At 73.5% G+C, this 15796-nt stretch carries 13 protein-coding genes; 2 read left to right on the top strand and 11 right to left on the bottom strand.

Annotated elements, in window-relative coordinates:
• Nucleotides 1–35 precede the first annotated feature (35 nt).
• Nucleotides 36–503: a DUF3224 domain-containing protein gene (locus tag AB0G56_RS21405; protein WP_360971595.1), complete on the top strand. Its 468-nt coding sequence runs from the start codon at nucleotides 36–38 to the stop codon at nucleotides 501–503.
• On the opposite strand, the gene AB0G56_RS21410 is transcribed toward AB0G56_RS21405, so the two are convergent.
• Genes AB0G56_RS21410 through AB0G56_RS21445 form a run of 8 tightly spaced genes read right to left on the bottom strand, consistent with a single transcriptional unit; the run spans nucleotide 397 to nucleotide 8323 of the window.
• Entirely contained in the window at nucleotides 397–1251 is an 855-nt protein-coding gene (locus AB0G56_RS21410; protein ID WP_360971598.1) for an amidohydrolase family protein, read from the bottom strand. The two genes, AB0G56_RS21405 and AB0G56_RS21410, sit on opposite strands and share 107 nt — an antisense overlap.
• Nucleotides 1248–1562 (bottom strand): L-rhamnose mutarotase, encoded by a 315-nt coding sequence (locus AB0G56_RS21415; protein ID WP_360971601.1) that lies wholly within the window; start codon nucleotides 1560–1562, stop codon nucleotides 1248–1250. The genes AB0G56_RS21410 and AB0G56_RS21415 overlap by 4 nt, the downstream gene beginning before the upstream one ends.
• The gene (locus tag AB0G56_RS21420) at nucleotides 1559–2527 is read right to left on the bottom strand and encodes an aldo/keto reductase (protein WP_360971603.1); all 969 of its coding nucleotides are present in this window, start codon (nucleotides 2525–2527) and stop codon (nucleotides 1559–1561) included. Before AB0G56_RS21420 ends, AB0G56_RS21415 begins: the two co-directional genes overlap by 4 nt.
• A complete protein-coding gene (locus tag AB0G56_RS21425; protein ID WP_360971606.1) occupies nucleotides 2524–3279 on the bottom strand; it encodes an SDR family oxidoreductase in 756 nt (251 codons plus the stop codon). Before AB0G56_RS21425 ends, AB0G56_RS21420 begins: the two co-directional genes overlap by 4 nt.
• Complete coding sequence (locus AB0G56_RS21430; protein ID WP_360971609.1) at nucleotides 3276–4643, bottom strand: L-fuconate dehydratase; 1368 nt, start codon at nucleotides 4641–4643, stop codon at nucleotides 3276–3278. Before AB0G56_RS21430 ends, AB0G56_RS21425 begins: the two co-directional genes overlap by 4 nt.
• Nucleotides 4644–4699: 56 nt before the next feature.
• Nucleotides 4700–5728 (bottom strand): ABC transporter permease, encoded by a 1029-nt coding sequence (locus AB0G56_RS21435; RefSeq protein WP_360971612.1) that lies wholly within the window; start codon nucleotides 5726–5728, stop codon nucleotides 4700–4702.
• Nucleotides 5721–7226: a sugar ABC transporter ATP-binding protein gene (locus tag AB0G56_RS21440; protein ID WP_360971615.1), complete on the bottom strand. Its 1506-nt coding sequence runs from the start codon at nucleotides 7224–7226 to the stop codon at nucleotides 5721–5723. The genes AB0G56_RS21435 and AB0G56_RS21440 overlap by 8 nt, the downstream gene beginning before the upstream one ends.
• Nucleotides 7223–8323: a sugar ABC transporter substrate-binding protein gene (locus AB0G56_RS21445; RefSeq protein ID WP_360971618.1), complete on the bottom strand. Its 1101-nt coding sequence runs from the start codon at nucleotides 8321–8323 to the stop codon at nucleotides 7223–7225. The genes AB0G56_RS21440 and AB0G56_RS21445 overlap by 4 nt, the downstream gene beginning before the upstream one ends.
• Nucleotides 8324–8574: 251 nt before the next feature.
• Here AB0G56_RS21445 and AB0G56_RS21450 point away from each other — a divergent pair, with 251 nt between their 5' ends.
• Complete coding sequence (locus tag AB0G56_RS21450) at nucleotides 8575–9246, top strand: FadR/GntR family transcriptional regulator (protein WP_360971884.1); 672 nt, start codon at nucleotides 8575–8577, stop codon at nucleotides 9244–9246.
• A 103-nt stretch (nucleotides 9247–9349) separates the two neighbouring features.
• On the opposite strand, the gene AB0G56_RS21455 is transcribed toward AB0G56_RS21450, so the two are convergent.
• The 3 genes from AB0G56_RS21455 to AB0G56_RS21465 are packed head-to-tail and all read right to left on the bottom strand — an operon-like array spanning nucleotide 9350 to nucleotide 15755.
• Nucleotides 9350–12370 carry a glycoside hydrolase family 38 C-terminal domain-containing protein gene (locus AB0G56_RS21455; protein WP_360971621.1) on the bottom strand — a complete coding sequence of 1007 codons (3021 nt, stop codon included), beginning with the start codon at nucleotides 12368–12370 and terminating at the stop codon, nucleotides 9350–9352.
• A 47-nt stretch (nucleotides 12371–12417) separates the two neighbouring features.
• Nucleotides 12418–14502, bottom strand: a complete 2085-nt coding sequence (locus AB0G56_RS21460; RefSeq protein ID WP_360971624.1) for an endo-beta-N-acetylglucosaminidase — start codon at nucleotides 14500–14502, stop codon at nucleotides 12418–12420.
• Nucleotides 14499–15755 (bottom strand): glycosyl hydrolase, encoded by a 1257-nt coding sequence (locus AB0G56_RS21465; RefSeq protein WP_360971627.1) that lies wholly within the window; start codon nucleotides 15753–15755, stop codon nucleotides 14499–14501. The genes AB0G56_RS21460 and AB0G56_RS21465 overlap by 4 nt, the downstream gene beginning before the upstream one ends.
• Nucleotides 15756–15796: the final 41 nt, after the last annotated feature.

A 15796-nucleotide genomic window follows, 5' to 3' on the forward strand; every position in this document is an offset into this window, starting at 1 on the left:
CGGTCGGTGGCACGAGCGCTGCGGGCACCTTCACCGTGAAGTCCTTCACGCCGGCCGACGTGGAGCCGGACCCCGACGTGAGCACCGGCCTGCCGGTCGGTGTCGCCACCCTGGAGAAGCACTTCGAGGGCGAGATCGACGGCCGCCCGGCGACCCTGTCCACCGCCGCGTACGACCAGGCGACGGGGGTGGGCACCTATGTCGCCATGGAGTCCTTCGAGGGCGGCCTGCACGGGCGGCGGGGCGCCCTCGACTTCGTCCACCCGGCCACGACGACGGGCAGCGACCGCAGCGCGGAGTTCTTCACCGTCGTCCCCGCCGGCGGCACGGACGAGCGGTCCGGGTACGCGGCACCGGCGGCCTGGCCGTGGACGGCACGCACCGCAGCTGGTTCGACTACGAGCTGGACCGAGCCAGCCCGTAGACCCGGGTGGCCGTCCCGTCGAAGACCGCCGCGCGCTCGTGCTCGCCGAGCGCGGCGGTCAATCGGCGGGCGGTGGTGAGGACGTCGGGGTAGGACGCCGCCAGGGTGCACACCGGCCAGTCGGAGCCGAACATCAGCCGCTGCGGGCCGAAGGCGTCCAGCACGGTGTCCGCGTAGGGGCGCAGGTCGGCGGTGGTCCGGCGGGCGGGGTCCGCCTCCGTGAGCAGGCCCGACAGCTTGCAGACGGTGTTGGGCCGCGCGGCCAGCGCGCGGACGGCGCCCGCCCAGGGCTCCGTGCCGCCCGAGGCGACGGGCGGCTTTCCCAGGTGGTCGAGGACGAAGGTCAGCCCCGGATGGCGGGCCGCCGCCTCGGCGCAGGCGGGCAGCTGGCGCGGGACGACGACCAGGTCGTACACCAGTCCCGCGTCCGCCACGGCGGCCAGGCCGCGGCCCACGTCGGCGCGCAGCAGCCAGCGCGGGTCGGGTTCGGACTGCACCTGGTGGCGGACGCCCTTGAGGTACCGGCCGCCGGGCAGCGCGCGCAGGCGGGCCAGTTCGTCGGCGACGTCCGGGCGGGTGAGGTCCACCCAGCCGACGACGCCCGCGATGAGCGCGTGGGCCTCGGCCAGGGCCAGGAACTCCGGGGTCTCCTCGGCCACGGTGACCGTCTGGACGAGCACCGTGCGCTCGACCCCGGCCGCGCGGGCCTGCGGCGCCAGGTCCGCGATCGTGAAGTCGCGGCGCAACGCGAGGAGTTCGGGGCCGGTGATCCAGTCCTGGTCACGTACGGACAGGTCCCAGACGTGGTGGTGGGCGTCGACGGTCACGGCAGTTCCCAGACGACGGGCAGGCCCGCGTCGGTACCGTCGCGGGAGTAGTCGTGCACGACGTCGAGCAGGTCGGCCATCCGCGCCTGCCAGGCCACGTTGACGGGCAGCCTCTCCAGTTCGGCGAGGAGCCGGGCGTAGTCCTCGCACTCCAGGAGGTGGAAGAGGTCGCATCGGCTGCGCCAGATGGTCCAGGAGGTCGCTCCGGCGGCGCGGATGGCCGTGGTGAGTTCCGGCGGGACCTCTCGGTGGGCGGCCTCGTAGGCGGTGACGCGGTCGGCGCGTACCTTGGTGTGCAGGGCGATTCTCATGACGGCTCCTCGGGGGGCAGCAGGCCCGTCTCGCGCAGCTCCTGCCAGAAGGCGGCGGGGACGGGGGCGGCGAACTGCTCGGCGCAGTCGCGTACTTCGGCGGCCGAGCGGGCGCCGACCAGGACGCTCGCGACGGCGGGGTGCGCGGCGCAGTGGGAGAGGGCGGCGGCGCGCAGGGTGATGCCGTGGGCGGCGGCGATCTCCCTCATGCGCAGCGCTCGTTCGATCAACCGGGTGGGTGCCTGCGCGTAGTCGTACGTCGCCCCCGGCCGCGGGTCCGCCAGCAGACCGGAGTTGAAGGCGCCGCCGACGACGACCGACACCCCGCGCCGCACGGCCGCGGGCAGCAGGTCGGTGAGGGCGCTGTGGTCGAGGAGAGTGTGGCGGCCCGCGCACAGCACCACGTCGACGTCGGTGTCGCGGACGAAGCGGGTGAGCATCGCGGACTGGTTCATGCCCGCGCCGATGGCGCCGATCACGCCCTCGGAGCGGAGCTTCTCCAGTGCCGGGTAGCCCTCGCGGAAGGCCTGCTCGGCGTGGTCGTCGGGGTCGTGCAGGTAGACGACGTCGACGCGGTCCAGGCCGAGGCGGTCCAGGCTCGCCTCCAGGGTGCGGCGGACGCCGTCGGCGGTGAAGTCCCAGACGCGGCGGTGGGCGGCGGGCACCGCGAAGCCGGCGCCCAGGTCGTCACCGGTGCCGTCGGCGGGTTCGAGGCGGCGGCCCACCTTGGTGGAGAGGGTGTACGCGGAGCGGGGGCGGGTGCGCAGGGCGGCGCCCAGGCGGCGTTCGGACAGGCCGAGCCCGTAGTGGGGGGCGGTGTCGAAGTGGCGGATGCCGCACTCCCAGGCGGCTGCCACGGCCTCGTGGGCCTGGCCCTCGGTCACCTCGGTGTACAGGTTGCCCAGGGCGGCGGCTCCGAAGCCGAGGGGGCCGACCTCGACGCCGCTGCGGCCGAGGGCGGTCACTGTCCCACCGGGCGCAGCCGCAGGCCCTGCATGCCGCCGTCGACGGCGAGCGCGGTGCCGGTGGTGGCGCCGGAGAACGGGCCCGCCAGGTAGGCGATGGCGGCGGCCACCTCGGCGGCGCTCACCAGACGGCCGGTGGGCTGGCGGGCGTTCAGGGCGGCGCGTTCGGCGGCCGGGTCGGGGGCGGCGTCCAGCAGCCGGCCCACCCACGGGGTGTCCACGGTGCCCGGGTTGACGCAGTTGACGCGGATGCCCTCGCGGACGTGGTCGGCGGCCATGGCCAGGGTGAGGGAGTACACGGCGCCCTTGGTGGCGCTGTAGAGCGCGCGCTGCGGCAGTCCTGCGGTGGCCGCGATCGAGCAGGTGTTGACGATCGCGGCACGGTCGGAGGCGCGCAGGTGGGGCAGGGCGGCGCGGGCGGCGCGGACCATGCCGAGGACGTTGACGTCGAAGACGCGGCGCCACTCCTCGTCGTCGTTGTCCTCGACCGTGCCCTGGGCGCCGATCCCGGCGTTGTTGACGAGGATGTCCACGCCGCCGAGGGCGTCGGCCGCCGACTCGACCGCGGTGCGCACCGAGGCGTCGTCCCTGACGTCGGCGCGGAAGGCGTGCAGCGGTTCGTCCACGGCCGAGGGGTCGAGGTCGAGTACGGCGACCTGGGCGCCGTACTCGGCGAGGAGAGCCGCGGTGGCCCGCCCGATGCCGGAGGCGCCGCCCGTCACCAGGGCCCTCAGTCCGTCGAAGTCGCTCATGCCGCGTGTCCCTTCTGCTGGTCGTGGCGGTCCGGCCGGTTCTGCTGCGCGAGGTCGGCGGCCCAGAAGGTGCCGCCGGGGAAGGTGTAGCGCTCGATGGACTCCGGGCGCATGGCGGCCGAGAAACCCGGTGCGGTGGGGGCCGTGTAGTGACCGTCGCGGATCACGACGGGGTCGAGGAAGTGGTCGTGCAGGTGGTCGACGTACTCGATGACGCGGTCCTCGGTGGTGCCGGTGAGGGCGACGTAGTCGAACATCGACAGGTGCTGCACCAGTTCGCACAGGCCGACGCCGCCCGCGTGCGGGCAGACGGGGACGCCGTACTTGGCGGCGAGCAGCAGGATGGCGAGGTTCTCGTTGACGCCGCCGACGCGGGCCGCGTCGATCTGGAGGACGTCGAGGGCGCCGGCCTGGAGCATCTGCTTGAAGACGACGCGGTTGTGGACGTGTTCGCCGGTGGCGACCTTCACCGGGGCCACCGCCTCGCGGATGGCCGCGTGGGCGAGGACGTCGTCGGGGCTGGTGGGTTCCTCGATCCAGTACGGGTCGAACTCGGCGAGCGCCTTGGTCCAGCGGATCGCCTCGTCCGTGTCCCAGCGCTGGTTGGCGTCGACGGCGATGCGGATGCCGGGCCCGACGACGGCGCGGGCGACCCGGCAGCGGCGTACGTCGTCGTCGAGGTCCGCGCCGACCTTCAGTTTGATCTGGGTGAACCCGTCGGCGACGGCCTGCGCGGCGAGCCGGGTCAGCTTCTCGTCGTCGTAGCCGAGCCAGCCGGCGGAGGTGGTGTAGCCGGGGTAGCCGCGCTCCAGGAGGCGCGCCGTGCGCCCGGGTGCGCCCTGTCTGCCCCGGCGCAGCATGTGCAGGGCCTCCGCGGGGGTGAGGGCGTCGGTGATGTAGCGGAAGTCGATCTGTTTCACCAGCCACTCGGGGTCGGCGTCGGCGAGCAGGCGCCACAGTGGTGTGCCGGCGCGTTTGGCGGCGAGGTCCCACACGGCGTTGACGACGGCGCCGATCGCCATGTGCATCACGCCCTTCTCGGGTCCCAGCCAGCGCAGTTGGCTGTCGCCGATCAGGTCCCGGAAGAGCGAGCCGGGGTCGGCGCACACCTCGTCGACGGGCCGTCCGACCACGTGGTGGCGCAGCGCGTGGATCGCGGCGACCTGGACGTCGTTGCCCCGCCCGATGGTGAAGGTGAAGCCGTGTCCCTCCGGGTCGTCCTCGCCGTCCGTGCGCAGCACGAGGTAGGCGGCCGAGTAGTCGGGGTCCGGGTTCATCGCGTCGGAGCCGTCCAGCTCGCGCGAGGTGGGGAAGCGGATGTCGTAGGTGTCGACCGCGGTGATGCGGGCGGGCGTCGGGGACACGGGGGGCCTTTCGTTCGGTGGCGAGGTGACCTGCGCGGCCGGTGGGACCTGCACGGTCAGTCCTGGGCGCGGCCCGTCGTCACGCGGGCGATCACGAGAGCGACCAGGATGATCCCGCCGTAGATGGCCTGGATCCAGAACGACGGCACCTGGGCGAGGGTGAGCAGGTTCTGCACCACGCCGAGCAGGAGGACGCCGGTGAGCGCACCGAACATGGTGCCCCGGCCGCCGTCGAGGCTGATGCCGCCGATGACCGCGGCCGCGAACACCGTGAAGATCATGTTCTGGCCCTGGTTGGCGCTGATCGCGCCGACGTAGCCGGTCTGCATGATGCCGCCGACGGAGGCGAGGACGCCGGCGACGACGAACACGCCGAGCATGACGCGCTCCACGCGGATCCCGGCGGCGCGGGCCGCCTCCGCGTTGCCGCCGATGGCGTACAGGGCGCGGCCGACGCGGTGGTACTTGAGGACCAGGCCGGTGAGGGCGAAGGCGACGGCGGCCAGCCACACCGACATGGGGATGGTGAGGAAGGTGGTGGTGGCCAGGGAGGTGAAGCTGTCGGGCATGCCGAAGAGCGTCTTGCCCTTGGTCGCGCCGACCAGCAGGCCGCGCAGCACGATCAGCATCGCGAGCGTCACGATGAACGCGTTGAGTCTGAACTTGACGACCAGGAGGCCGTTGAAGGCGCCGACGACCGCGCCGGCGACGAGGATCGCGAACAGGGCTAGCGGGGCGTCCAGTTCGGTGCCCCAGCCCGACTGGGCGGTGGGCAGGACGAGCAGGGCGCCGACAGCGGGGGCGATGCCCACGACCGATTCCAGGGAGAGGTCGAACTTGCCGGTGATCAGCACCAGTGACTCGGCGAGGACCACCATGGCGAGCGCGGCGGACGACCCGAGGATGGAGATCAGGTTGCGTTCGGTGAGGAACGAGTCGTTGACGACCGCACCGAGCACCATGAGCAGCAACAGGGCGGGGACGAGCGCCAGTTCGCGGGCGCGGCGCAGCAGGACGGTCCTGGCCGACCCGGCGCCGGCGGTGTGCGGGGGCGCGAGCGGCGGGGCCGCCTTGGTGTCAGCCATGGTCCACTCCTTCGATGGAGGCGATCAGCTCGTGGTCGCGCCAGCCCGCCCGGTGCTCGGCGACGATCCGGCCGTGGAAGAGGACGAGGACGCGGTCGCAGCGCCGCAGGTCGTCGAGTTCGTCGGAGACGACGAGCACGGCGGTGCCGTCGTCCCGGGCGCTGTCCATGCGCGCCAGCAGGGACTCCTTGGACTTCACGTCGACGCCGGCGGTGGGGTTGACGAGGACGAGGAGGCGGGGGTCGCGGGCGAGGGCGCGGGCCATGACGACCTTCTGCGCGTTGCCGCCGGACAGGTCGGACACGGGCTGCTCGGGGCCCTCGGTGTGGATGCCGAGGCGGTCGATCAGCTCGCGGGCGAAGCCGCGCCGGGCGCCGGTGGAGACGAAGCCGTGGCGGCCGAGGCGGTCGAGGACGCTGAGCGTCGCGTTGTCGCCGACGGTCATCCCGGCCACCAGTCCCTGCTCGTGCCGGTCGCGCGGGACGCAGCCGACGCCCGCCGTCAGCGCTGCCCGCACGTCGCCGAACGGCATTGCGCGGCCGTCGAGTTCGGCGGTGCCGCCGCTGGGGGTGTGCAGGCCCGCGAAGGACTCGGCCAGTTCGATCTTCCCGCTGCCGCTGGAGCCGGCCAGGCCCACGACCTCGCCGCCGCGCACGGTGAGGTCGATGTCCTGGTAGGCACCCGAGGTGAGCCGGTGCGCCGCCAGCACGACGGGGGCGTGGGCGGCGACCGGTTCGCGCGCGAGGTCGCCCTCGGTGACCGTCTCGCCCGCCATGGCCTCGACCAGGGCCGCCTTGGGCAGGTCGGCGACCGGGACGGTGGTGATCCAGCGGGCGTCGCGCAGCACGGTGACCGTCTGGCAGACCTCGTACACCTCCTGGAGGTGGTGCGAGATGAACAGGAAGGTGACCCCGGAGTCCTGCAGGGTCCGCATGCGGGTGAACAGCCGCTCGATCTCGCGGTTGTCGAGCTGGGCGGTGGGTTCGTCCAGGACGATGAACCGCGCGCCGAAGCTCAGCGCCCGCGCGATCTCGACCATCTGCCGGTCCTCGACCTTGAGTTCGCTCGTGCGGGCCTCGGGGTCGACGCGCACGTCCCAGGTGGCGAGGAGGTCGGCGGCCTCCCGGTGCAGCCGCCGCCAGCTGATGAGCCCCCCGCGCCCGGTCGGCTGCCGGTTGATGAACAGGTTCTCGGCCACGGTGAGTTCGGGGACGACGGTCGGCTTCTGGTACACGCAGGCGACCTTGCGGCGCCAGGCGTCGCGGTCGGTGAGCGGGGGCGCGCTCTCGCCGTCGAAGCGGACCTCGCCCGCGTCGGGGGCCTGGAGCCCGGTGAGGAGGGTGACGAGGGTGGACTTGCCGGCGCCGTTGCGGCCGACCAGGGCGTGGGACTCGCCGGTCCGTACGGTGAGCCTGCCGTCGGCGAGGGCGACGGTGGGGCCGTAGCGTTTGGTGACGCCCCGCGCCTCGACCAGCGGGGCCGTGTCGGGGATGCTCATTCGACCGTGTTGCCCCACAGCTTGGGGTCGTCGACGTCGTCCTTGGTGACCAGGGGCGCGGGCAGCTGGTCCTCCAGGGTGCCGTTCGGCAGCTTCACGATGGTGGAGCCGTGGCCGGTCGGGCCGGGCTCGAAGGTCTTGCCCTGCATGGCCGCCTTGACGTAGTACATGCCGTACTTGGCGTAGGCGTCGGCGGGCTGCGAGACGGTCGCGTCGATCTCGCCCTTGCGGATCGCGTCGAACTCCTGCGGGATGCCGTCGTTGGAGACGATCGCGATGTGCCCGGCCGTCCCGGCCTTCTTCAGCATGTTCTTGGACTTCAGGGTCTGCAGGGTGGGCGCGAGGTAGACGCCGCCGGCCTGCATGTAGATGCCCTTGAGGTCGGGGTTGGCGTTCAGGAGCGTGTCCAGTTCGGCGGCCGCGGTGTCGGACTCCCACTTGGCGGGGATCTCAAGGACCTTCAGCTTCGGGAAGTTCTTCTTCACGCAGGCGCGGAACGCCTCCGAGCGCTCACGGCCGTTGACGGAGGCGAGGTCTCCCATGATCTGCACGACCTTGCCGGAGCTGATGTGCGCGCCGAGGTACTGGCAGGCCTTCTGGCCGTAGGCGACGTTGTCCGCCCGTACGACCATGGCGACCTTGCCCTTGTCCGGTGCCACGTCGACGGCGACCACCGGGACGCCCTTGCGCTCGGCCTGGTCGAGGCCGGCCTGGATGGCGGCACTGTCCAGGGGGGCCACGACCAGGCCCTTGACGCCCTGGTTCAGCTCGTTGTTGATGTCGGTGATCTGCTGCGAGGGGTCGCTGTTGGAGTTGACCGTCTTCATCGCGTCGACGCCCTGTGCCGTGGCCATCTTGGGCACGTAGTCGTTGTACGACTGCCAGAACGGCGAGGTCAGCAGGGGCAGGATCACCCCGACCTTGCCGCTTCCGTCGCCCTTGGCTCCGGCGGCGCCGCTGTCCTTGGTGCTGCCGCACGCCGTCAGCGCCAGGGCGCCGCAGGCGGCCACGGCCGTCGCGCGCACCGCCCACGCACAGGTCCGCCTGCCGTGCCGCCGCCTGCCTTGCCGTCCGTTCCGCACTTCTGTGCCGGCCATCTGTCGGCTCCTCATCGAGCGAGATCGAGCAGTTGCCGCATACTTATCAGACCACTTGGCGCGCACAACACCCTTCGGAGCCAGGTTTTCCGTCCTTGCGGCCATAGTGGTCCGACCACATCGGTGGTTAGACTGCGGCGCACGGCGACAGGAGGAGTGGCGTGGAGGAGACCGCGACCGGGCCGGCCCAGCGGGCGCAGACGGAGCCGGACGGCGCGGCGAGCGCCGCGCATGCCGGACCGAAGGGCACGGTGACGCAGCGCGCCATCGAGCAGATCAAGGCGATGATCGCCGAGGGGCGGCTGGAGCCTGGCCAACGGCTGCCCACCGAACGCGACTTGGCCGCCGGACTGGGGATCTCCCGCAGCTCGATGCGCGAGGCGATCCGCGCGCTCACCGTGCTCGGCGTGCTGGAGGCCCGGCACGGCTCCGGCATATACGTCACCCAGCTGGAGGCCGGCGACCTGCTGGAGACGTTCGGTGTCGTGGCCGACCTGACGCGCGGACCGCGCCTGGTGGAGCTGCTGGAGGTGCGCCGCGTCCTGGAGTCGACGGCGAGCGCGCTGGCGGCGGCGCGGATCACCCCGGACCGGCTGGCCGAGGTGGAGAAGCACCTGATGGCGATGAACGCCACCGACGACCCGGAGGAGATCCTCGCCCACGACCTCGCCTTCCACCGGGAGATCGCGGCGGCCGCGGGCAACGAGACGATGGCCGCGATCCTGGACGGCCTGTCCTCGCGCACGTTCCGCGCCCGGGTCTGGCGCGGCTACCAGGAGGAGGGCGCCTTCGCCCGCACCCGCCGCGAACACGCGGCGATCTTCCGCGCCCTGACCGCCCGCGACCCGGAAGCGGCCCGCGCGGCAGCGGCGGCCCACGTCGGCGAGGTGGAGGAATGGCTGCGCGCGCAGACGGGGCAGTAGGGGGCCGGAGCCAGGTGGGGCAGCAGGAGGACGGCTGCGCCCGCGCGCGAGACGCGGCAGGGCGGCCCGGCGATCGCTCGTGGGGCCGCCCTGCGCGGCAGGCTCAGGCGCGCCGCAGCCGCAGCGTCACCAGCTCGAACGGGCGCAGCCGGACCGCGACCCGGCCGCCCTCGCGCTCCACGGGCGCCGCGTCGGCCAGGGGCCGCTCCAGCAGGTCCGTGACCGTCGCCCCGGCGACCTCGAAGCCGGCCGTCAGCGTGGCCCGGGCCCGGCCGCCGTGGGCCTCGTGGAAGCGGACGACCACGTCACCGCTGCCGTCGTCGGCCAGCTTCACCGCCGTCACGACGACCGCGTCGGCGTCGACGCCCACCAGCGGGGCGACCTCCCCGGCGCCGGTCAGCCGCCGCTCGGGGACGTTGATCCGCCAGCCCTCGCGCACCGCGTCGGCGATGTCCGCGCCGGGCACCAGGGCGTGCCGGAAGCGGTGGACGCCCTGGTCGGTCTCCGGGTCGGGGAAGCGCGGCGCGCGCAGCAGCGACACCCGGACGGTGGTGGTCGTGCCCAGGTCGCCGTCGGTGCGGACGGCCCGGGTCACGTCGTGGCCGTACGTCGAGTCGTTGACGAGCGCGACGCCCCACCCGGGCTCGGCGACGTGCACGAACCGGTGGTTGCAGGCCTCGAACTTGGCCGCCTCCCACGAGGTGTTGGTGTGGGTGGGCCGGTGGAAGTGCCCGAACTGGGTTTCGGAGGCGTACCGTTCGGCGTGCACGTCCAGCGGGAAGGCCAGCTTGAGGAACTTCTCCGTCTCGTGCCAGTCGACCTCCGTGTCCACCACCAGCCGCCGCTCCCCCGCCGACAGCGACAGGACCTGGGTGACGCGGGAGGAGCCGAAGGAGCGGACGATCCGCACCGAGGTGCCGTCCTCGCCCGCGGTGACCGAGTCCGCGTCCGTCAGGTCGGTCACGGTGTTGCGGTAGAACTCGTCCACGTCCCAGGCGTCCCACATGTTGGGGAAGTCGGGGTGCAGCTGGAGGAGGTTCGCGGCCCGGCCGGGGGCGACGCTCTCGCGGTCGGCCTCGATGTCGTACGCCGAGACGACCAGGCCCCGTTCGTCGATCTCGACGCGCAGCAGGCCGTTGTCCAGGACGTGACCGCCGCCCGCGCGCGGGCTGATCCGGGTCTCGCCCTCGGCGGCCCGTGCGGCGGCGCCGCCCGCCGGGACCCCGGCGCGGGTGTGCGGGGCCGCGTTGAAGACGAGCGGCGCCGTGCCCTCGCCGGCCAGGGCGCGCTGGGCGCCGTCGATGATCGCGTCCAGCTCGGCGGCGACCCGGTCGTAGGTGGCGCGTGCCTCGCGGTGCACCCAGGCGATGGACGAGCCGGGCAGGATGTCGTGGAACTGGTGGAGCAGGACCGTCTTCCAGATCCGGTCCAGGTCCTCGTACGGGTAGGGGAACCCGGCGCGCACGGCCGCCGTCGCCGCCCACAACTCCGCCTCGCGCAACAGGTGTTCGCTGCGCCGGTTGCCCTGCTTGGTCTTGGCCTGGCTGGTGAGGGTGGCGCGGTGCAGCTCCAGGTACAGCTCGCCGACCCAGACGGGCGGTTCGGGGTACTCGGCCTCGGCCTTGTCGAAGAAGGCCTCGGGGGTCTCCCACACGACCTGCGCGGAGCCTTCGAGGTCGCGCAGGCGGGCGGCCTTGGCCACCATCTCGCGCGTGGTGCCGCCGCCGCCGTCGCCCCAGCCGGTGGGCGCGAGCGAGTGCCGGGCGACGCCCTTGTCCTTGAAGTTGCGGGCCGCGTGCGCGATCTCGCTGCCCTTCATGGAGCAGTTGTAGGTGTCGACGGGCGGGAAGTGCGTGAAGATGCGGGTGCCGTCGATGCCCTCCCACTGGAAGGTGTGGTGGGGGAACTTGTTCGTCTGCGACCAGGAGATCTTCTGCGTCAGCAGCCGCTTGGAGCCGGCTGCCTTGATGATCTGGGGCAGGCCCGCGGCGAACCCGAAGGTGTCGGGCAGCCACGCCTCGTCGTTCTCGACGCCGAACTCGTCGAGGAAGAACCGCTTGCCGTGCACGAACTGGCGGGCCATGGCCTCCGAGCCGGGCATGTTGGTGTCGGACTCCACCCACATGCCGCCGGCCGGCACGAACCGCCCGTCCGCGACCGCCTTCTTGACCCGCGCCCACACCTCGGGCCGGTGCTCCTTGATCCACGCCCACTGCTGCGCCTGGGACATGGCGAAGACGAAGTCGGGCTCGTCCTCCAGGAGGGCGGTCATGTTGGACGTCGTACGGGCCACCTTGCGCACGGTCTCGCGCAGCGGCCACAGCCACGCCGAGTCGATGTGCGCGTGGCCGACCGCGCTGATGCGGTGCGCGGAGGGCACGGCGGGCGCGGCGAGAACACCGGCGAGCTGGGCGCGGGCGCGCTCGGCGGTGCCGTTCACGTCCTGGAGGTCGACCAGGTCGAGGGCCCGGTCCACGGCGCGCAGGATCTCGTAGCGGCGCTGGGAGTCCGCCGGCAGCTCGGCCATCAGCTCGCCGAGCACCTCCAGGTCGATGACCAGCTGCCAGACGGTCTCGTCGAAGACGGCGAGGTCCATCCGCGTCAGCGTGTACTGCGGGTCGCTGCCGGCGGTCTCCTTGTCGCCGAGCTGGGTGGGCAGGAAGGGGTGGTAGTCGAGGATGACGGGGTTGGAGGCGGCCTCGACGTGCAGGCGCACCTCCTCGCCGCCCGCGACGGGGGCGCCGATCCTCACCCACTGGTTGCGCGGGTTGAGGCCCTTCACCGGGGTGCCGTCGGGCCGGTAGACCAGTCCCTCGCACTGGAAGCCGGGCATGTTCTCGTCGAAGCCGAGGTCGAGCAGGGCCTCGACGGTCCGGCCGGCCCACGCCTCGGGCACCGTGCCGGTCACCCGGAACCAGCTGGTGCCCCACGGAGCACCCCAGCGGGCGCCCACCTCGATCGGCTCGGGCGCGGCGGCCAGCCCCTCGGCCACCGGCACGGGCTCGCCGGGCGCGTGCCACACCGCGACGTCCAGCGGGACGGACTCGGGGTACACGGCGGGGCGGATGCGCTCGTCGAGGACGCGCTTGAGGCGGGCTTCGACCAGGCTGCGGTCGTCATGCATGCGGAATGCTCCGTAGGTCGTGCTTGGGCGGGTGGATCGGCGGGTGGTTACCAGGGGTGGGTGACGGTGGCGGCGGCCGAGGAGGTGTACAGCTCCCCCACCGCCCGTACCTCGAACCGTACGGCGCGCTCGCCCGGGGCGGGAGCCAGGCCGGTGACGAAGTGGGCCCGCTGGCCGGTGGCGCCGAGGAAGCGGCGGCTGCCGTCGGGCAGGACGCGGTGCACCGTGTAGTGACGGACCGTTCCCGGTGCCCGGTGGTGCCAGGCCAGACGGAGGTCGCCGCCCGCGGCGGCGGTGACGCGGGCCTTGTCCGGGGCGGCCGGGGTGGCGGCCTTGTCGCGGACGGCGAGGGCGCCGAGCCGCCAGCGCACCGGGCCGCCGCCGGTGCTGGTGAGCCGCACCCCGAGGGCGTGCACGGTGCCGGAGCGGCCGGTGAGCCGTACGGCCGTGGTCCGCCAGCCCTTGCCGGTCCCGGCCGGCAGCGGCAGGTACGTGTACGGCGGCGCCGCCCCGGCCGCGTCCGGCTCGGCGGTCGCCACGGCCAGCTCGACCCGTACGTCGCCCGCGTCGGCGCGGTGGGTGAGTTCGACGACGGTGTTGCGGCCGAGCGGCAGCCGCGTGGCGTACAGGTCCACGACGGCGGGCCGGTCGAGCGCGCCCTCCACCAGGACGCTGCTGCCGCCGTGCCAGGCGTCCGCGAAGTCGAAGGAGACGGCGGGCCGCTGCCCGTCGGTGCGCACGCTCCAGCGCCGCGAGGGCAGCCGGTCCTGGAGGCCGAGGTGGTTCCAGGGGGCGTCGGAGGCGACCTCGCCCCGCTCGTACCAGCGCAGTCCGTGTCCGGTGTTGAAGACGCTGGCGAAGGGCAGCGCGGTGACCGTGGACCGGTCGGCCACGGACAGGGCGGGCGCCCGCCAGCTGTCGGCGTGGTCGGGGCGCGACGGGTCGAGGGAGCGGCCGGTCCAGAACCGGTCGTCGGCGGCGTGGAAGGCCTCCGGTGTGTGGCCCGCGGGCAGGTGGCCGCGGGTCCACTCGGGGCGGTAGAGGCCGAGGGAGGTGGTGTGCGCGGCGCCTGTCGGCACGATCGCGTCCCAGTCCACGGAGGTGTTCGAGCCGTTGGACTCGACGTCGACGCCCGCCCACAGCTCGTAGCGGCTGCGTCCGAGCTGTTCGGCCCTGCGCCCGGACGACGCGAGCGAGCCCGCGCTCCAGCGGAAGTCGACGAACATGTCGTCGGCGGCCTGGAAGAGGGCCTGGTTCCGCTCGTCGAGCGCGCCCTGCCAGCTCACCGACCCGTCCACGGTCATGGCGTCGTACCAGGTGACCCGCTGCCCCCGGGCGGCGGCGAGCGTCTTCAGCTCGCTCACGAAACCGAGCATGCCGGCGCCGAGCGCGCTGTCGCCGCCCCCGGTCTCGGCGTTGACGAACCAGCCGTCGAAGCCGTACGCGGCGGCGACCGCGACGAGCTGGGCGGCGAGCGGGTGGTGGCCGGCCGCGTCCTTCTGGACCAGGTCGCGGGTCCACTGGAGCTGTCCGCCGTAGGCGGCGGGCGGCAGGAAGACGTTGCCGAGGACGGGGACGCCGTGCCGGTGGGCCGCGTCCACGATCGGCGCGTTCGGGGCGAGGATCAGGCCCTCGCCGGACGAGCCGCCCCAGAAGACCAGTTCGTCCAGGTACGCCCAGTGGGTGAGGGCGTAGTAGTCGGCGGTGGCCGAGCCCTGGGAGGGGTTGCCCGCGGTGGGGCCGAAGGAGACCAGGGACTGGATGCGGGCCTGCCCGGTGCGCGCGGTGGCGTTCGCCGGGACCGGGGTGAAGCGGGGGGCGAGCGGGACGGAGGCCGCGTTGAAGGCGAGGTCGGTGTCCGTGCCGGCGCGCCAGGCCTTCAGACTGCGCCAGGTGATGCCGGCGCCCGGACTGCCGGCGGGCAGCGAGTCGGGGTACCAGTAGGAGGCGTACGGCTGGAGGGACGCGGCGGCGCCGGGGGCGGCACCGGCGTCCGGCGCTGCCGCCGCGGCCTGGGCGGGCGGTGCGGTCAGCGCGGGCAGGAACGCCGAGGCGGCGCCGGCGAGCAGGACGGCGCGGCGGCCGGGGCGGCCGTCGGGGTGGGCGGGGCGTCGGGCGGGGTGCTGGCTCACGAGCGGGTGCCTCCTGGTGGGTTGGGGAGTACCTGGTCGGGCGTGACGACGTGCGTGATGCCGCGGGCGGCCAGGTGGTCCTGGTCGGCCGCCCGGGTGTCGAGGACGGTGGTGGGGCGGACGCCGTCGGCGGTCAGCCGGAAGAACGCCTCGAAGACGTCGCCGCCGGGCGCGCAGCGGGAGCGGGCCGCCGGGTCGGCGGGGACGGCGAGGGCGGTGGTGCGCGGGGCCGGGGCGTAGGTGTGCTCGCGGGCGGCGCGCGCGAGCGTGCGGGCGATGTCCTTGGGCCGGCGGTCGTTGGTGAGCAGGCCGAGGCTGTATTCGAGTTCGGGGAAGTCGGCCAGCTCGCGGGAGACGTCGTGGGAGCACCACCAGGTGATGCCCCACAGGTCGGGGCAGTCCAGCGCGCCCGCCACCGTGGCCGCGGTGAAGGCGGCGGCGTGCTCGGCGGGGATCAGCGGGGCGGGTGCGCCGACCTCCTGGAGCCAGACGGGGCGGTGCGGGTCGCCGGCCCAGGCCTTGCTGAGTTCGATCAGGTAGGCGGCGTGGTGCTCGGTGGGCACGGAGGTGCGGCCGTGGCGCTGGGCGGTGCCGTTGAAGACCCACGAGTGGACGGCGGTGAGGGCGCCGTGCCGGGCGGCCTGGGCGGGGGTGAACGGCATGTCGTCCTGGTACCAGGTGGCGTCGTACTCTGCGTGCAGGTGCAGCTTGCCGGGGGCGCCCTTCTCGCAGGCGGCGAGCATGCGCTCCAGCCAGGCGTCGATCTGGTCGGCCGTGGCCCGGTCCGGGTCGGGGTGGGGTCCGGCGGAGAACTGGTTGACCTCGTTGCCGAGGGTCATGCCCAGGAAGTTGGAGCGGTCGGCGAGGGCGGCGGCGAGGGTGCGCAGGTAGGTGGCCTGGCCGTCGAGGACCTCGGGGTCGGTGAACAGGTTGCGGCGGTGCCAGGTGCGGGTCCAGGCGGGCAGGAAGTCGAAGCTGGACAGGTGTCCTTGCAGGCCGTCCACGTTGACGTCGAGCCCGCGTTCCCCGGCCGCGTCGACCAGGTCCACCAGTTGCTCCACGGCCCGGGGCCGGATCAGGGCGCGGTCGGGCTGGAAGTAGGGCCACAGCGGGAAGACGCGGATGTGGTCCAGGCCGAGCGCGGCGATGGAGTCCAGGTCGGCGCGTACGGAGTCGAGGTCGAAGTCGAGCCAGTGGTGGAACCACCCCTGGCTCGGGGTGTAGTTGACGCCGAAGCGCACGGCAGAAGGCATGCGGGGTCCTTGCGGTGGGGGTACGGTGTTCGGCCCTGTCA

This window comes from Streptomyces sp. NPDC021356 (assembly GCF_040641015.1).
In the GTDB taxonomy this organism is placed as follows: domain Bacteria; phylum Actinomycetota; class Actinomycetes; order Streptomycetales; family Streptomycetaceae; genus Streptomyces.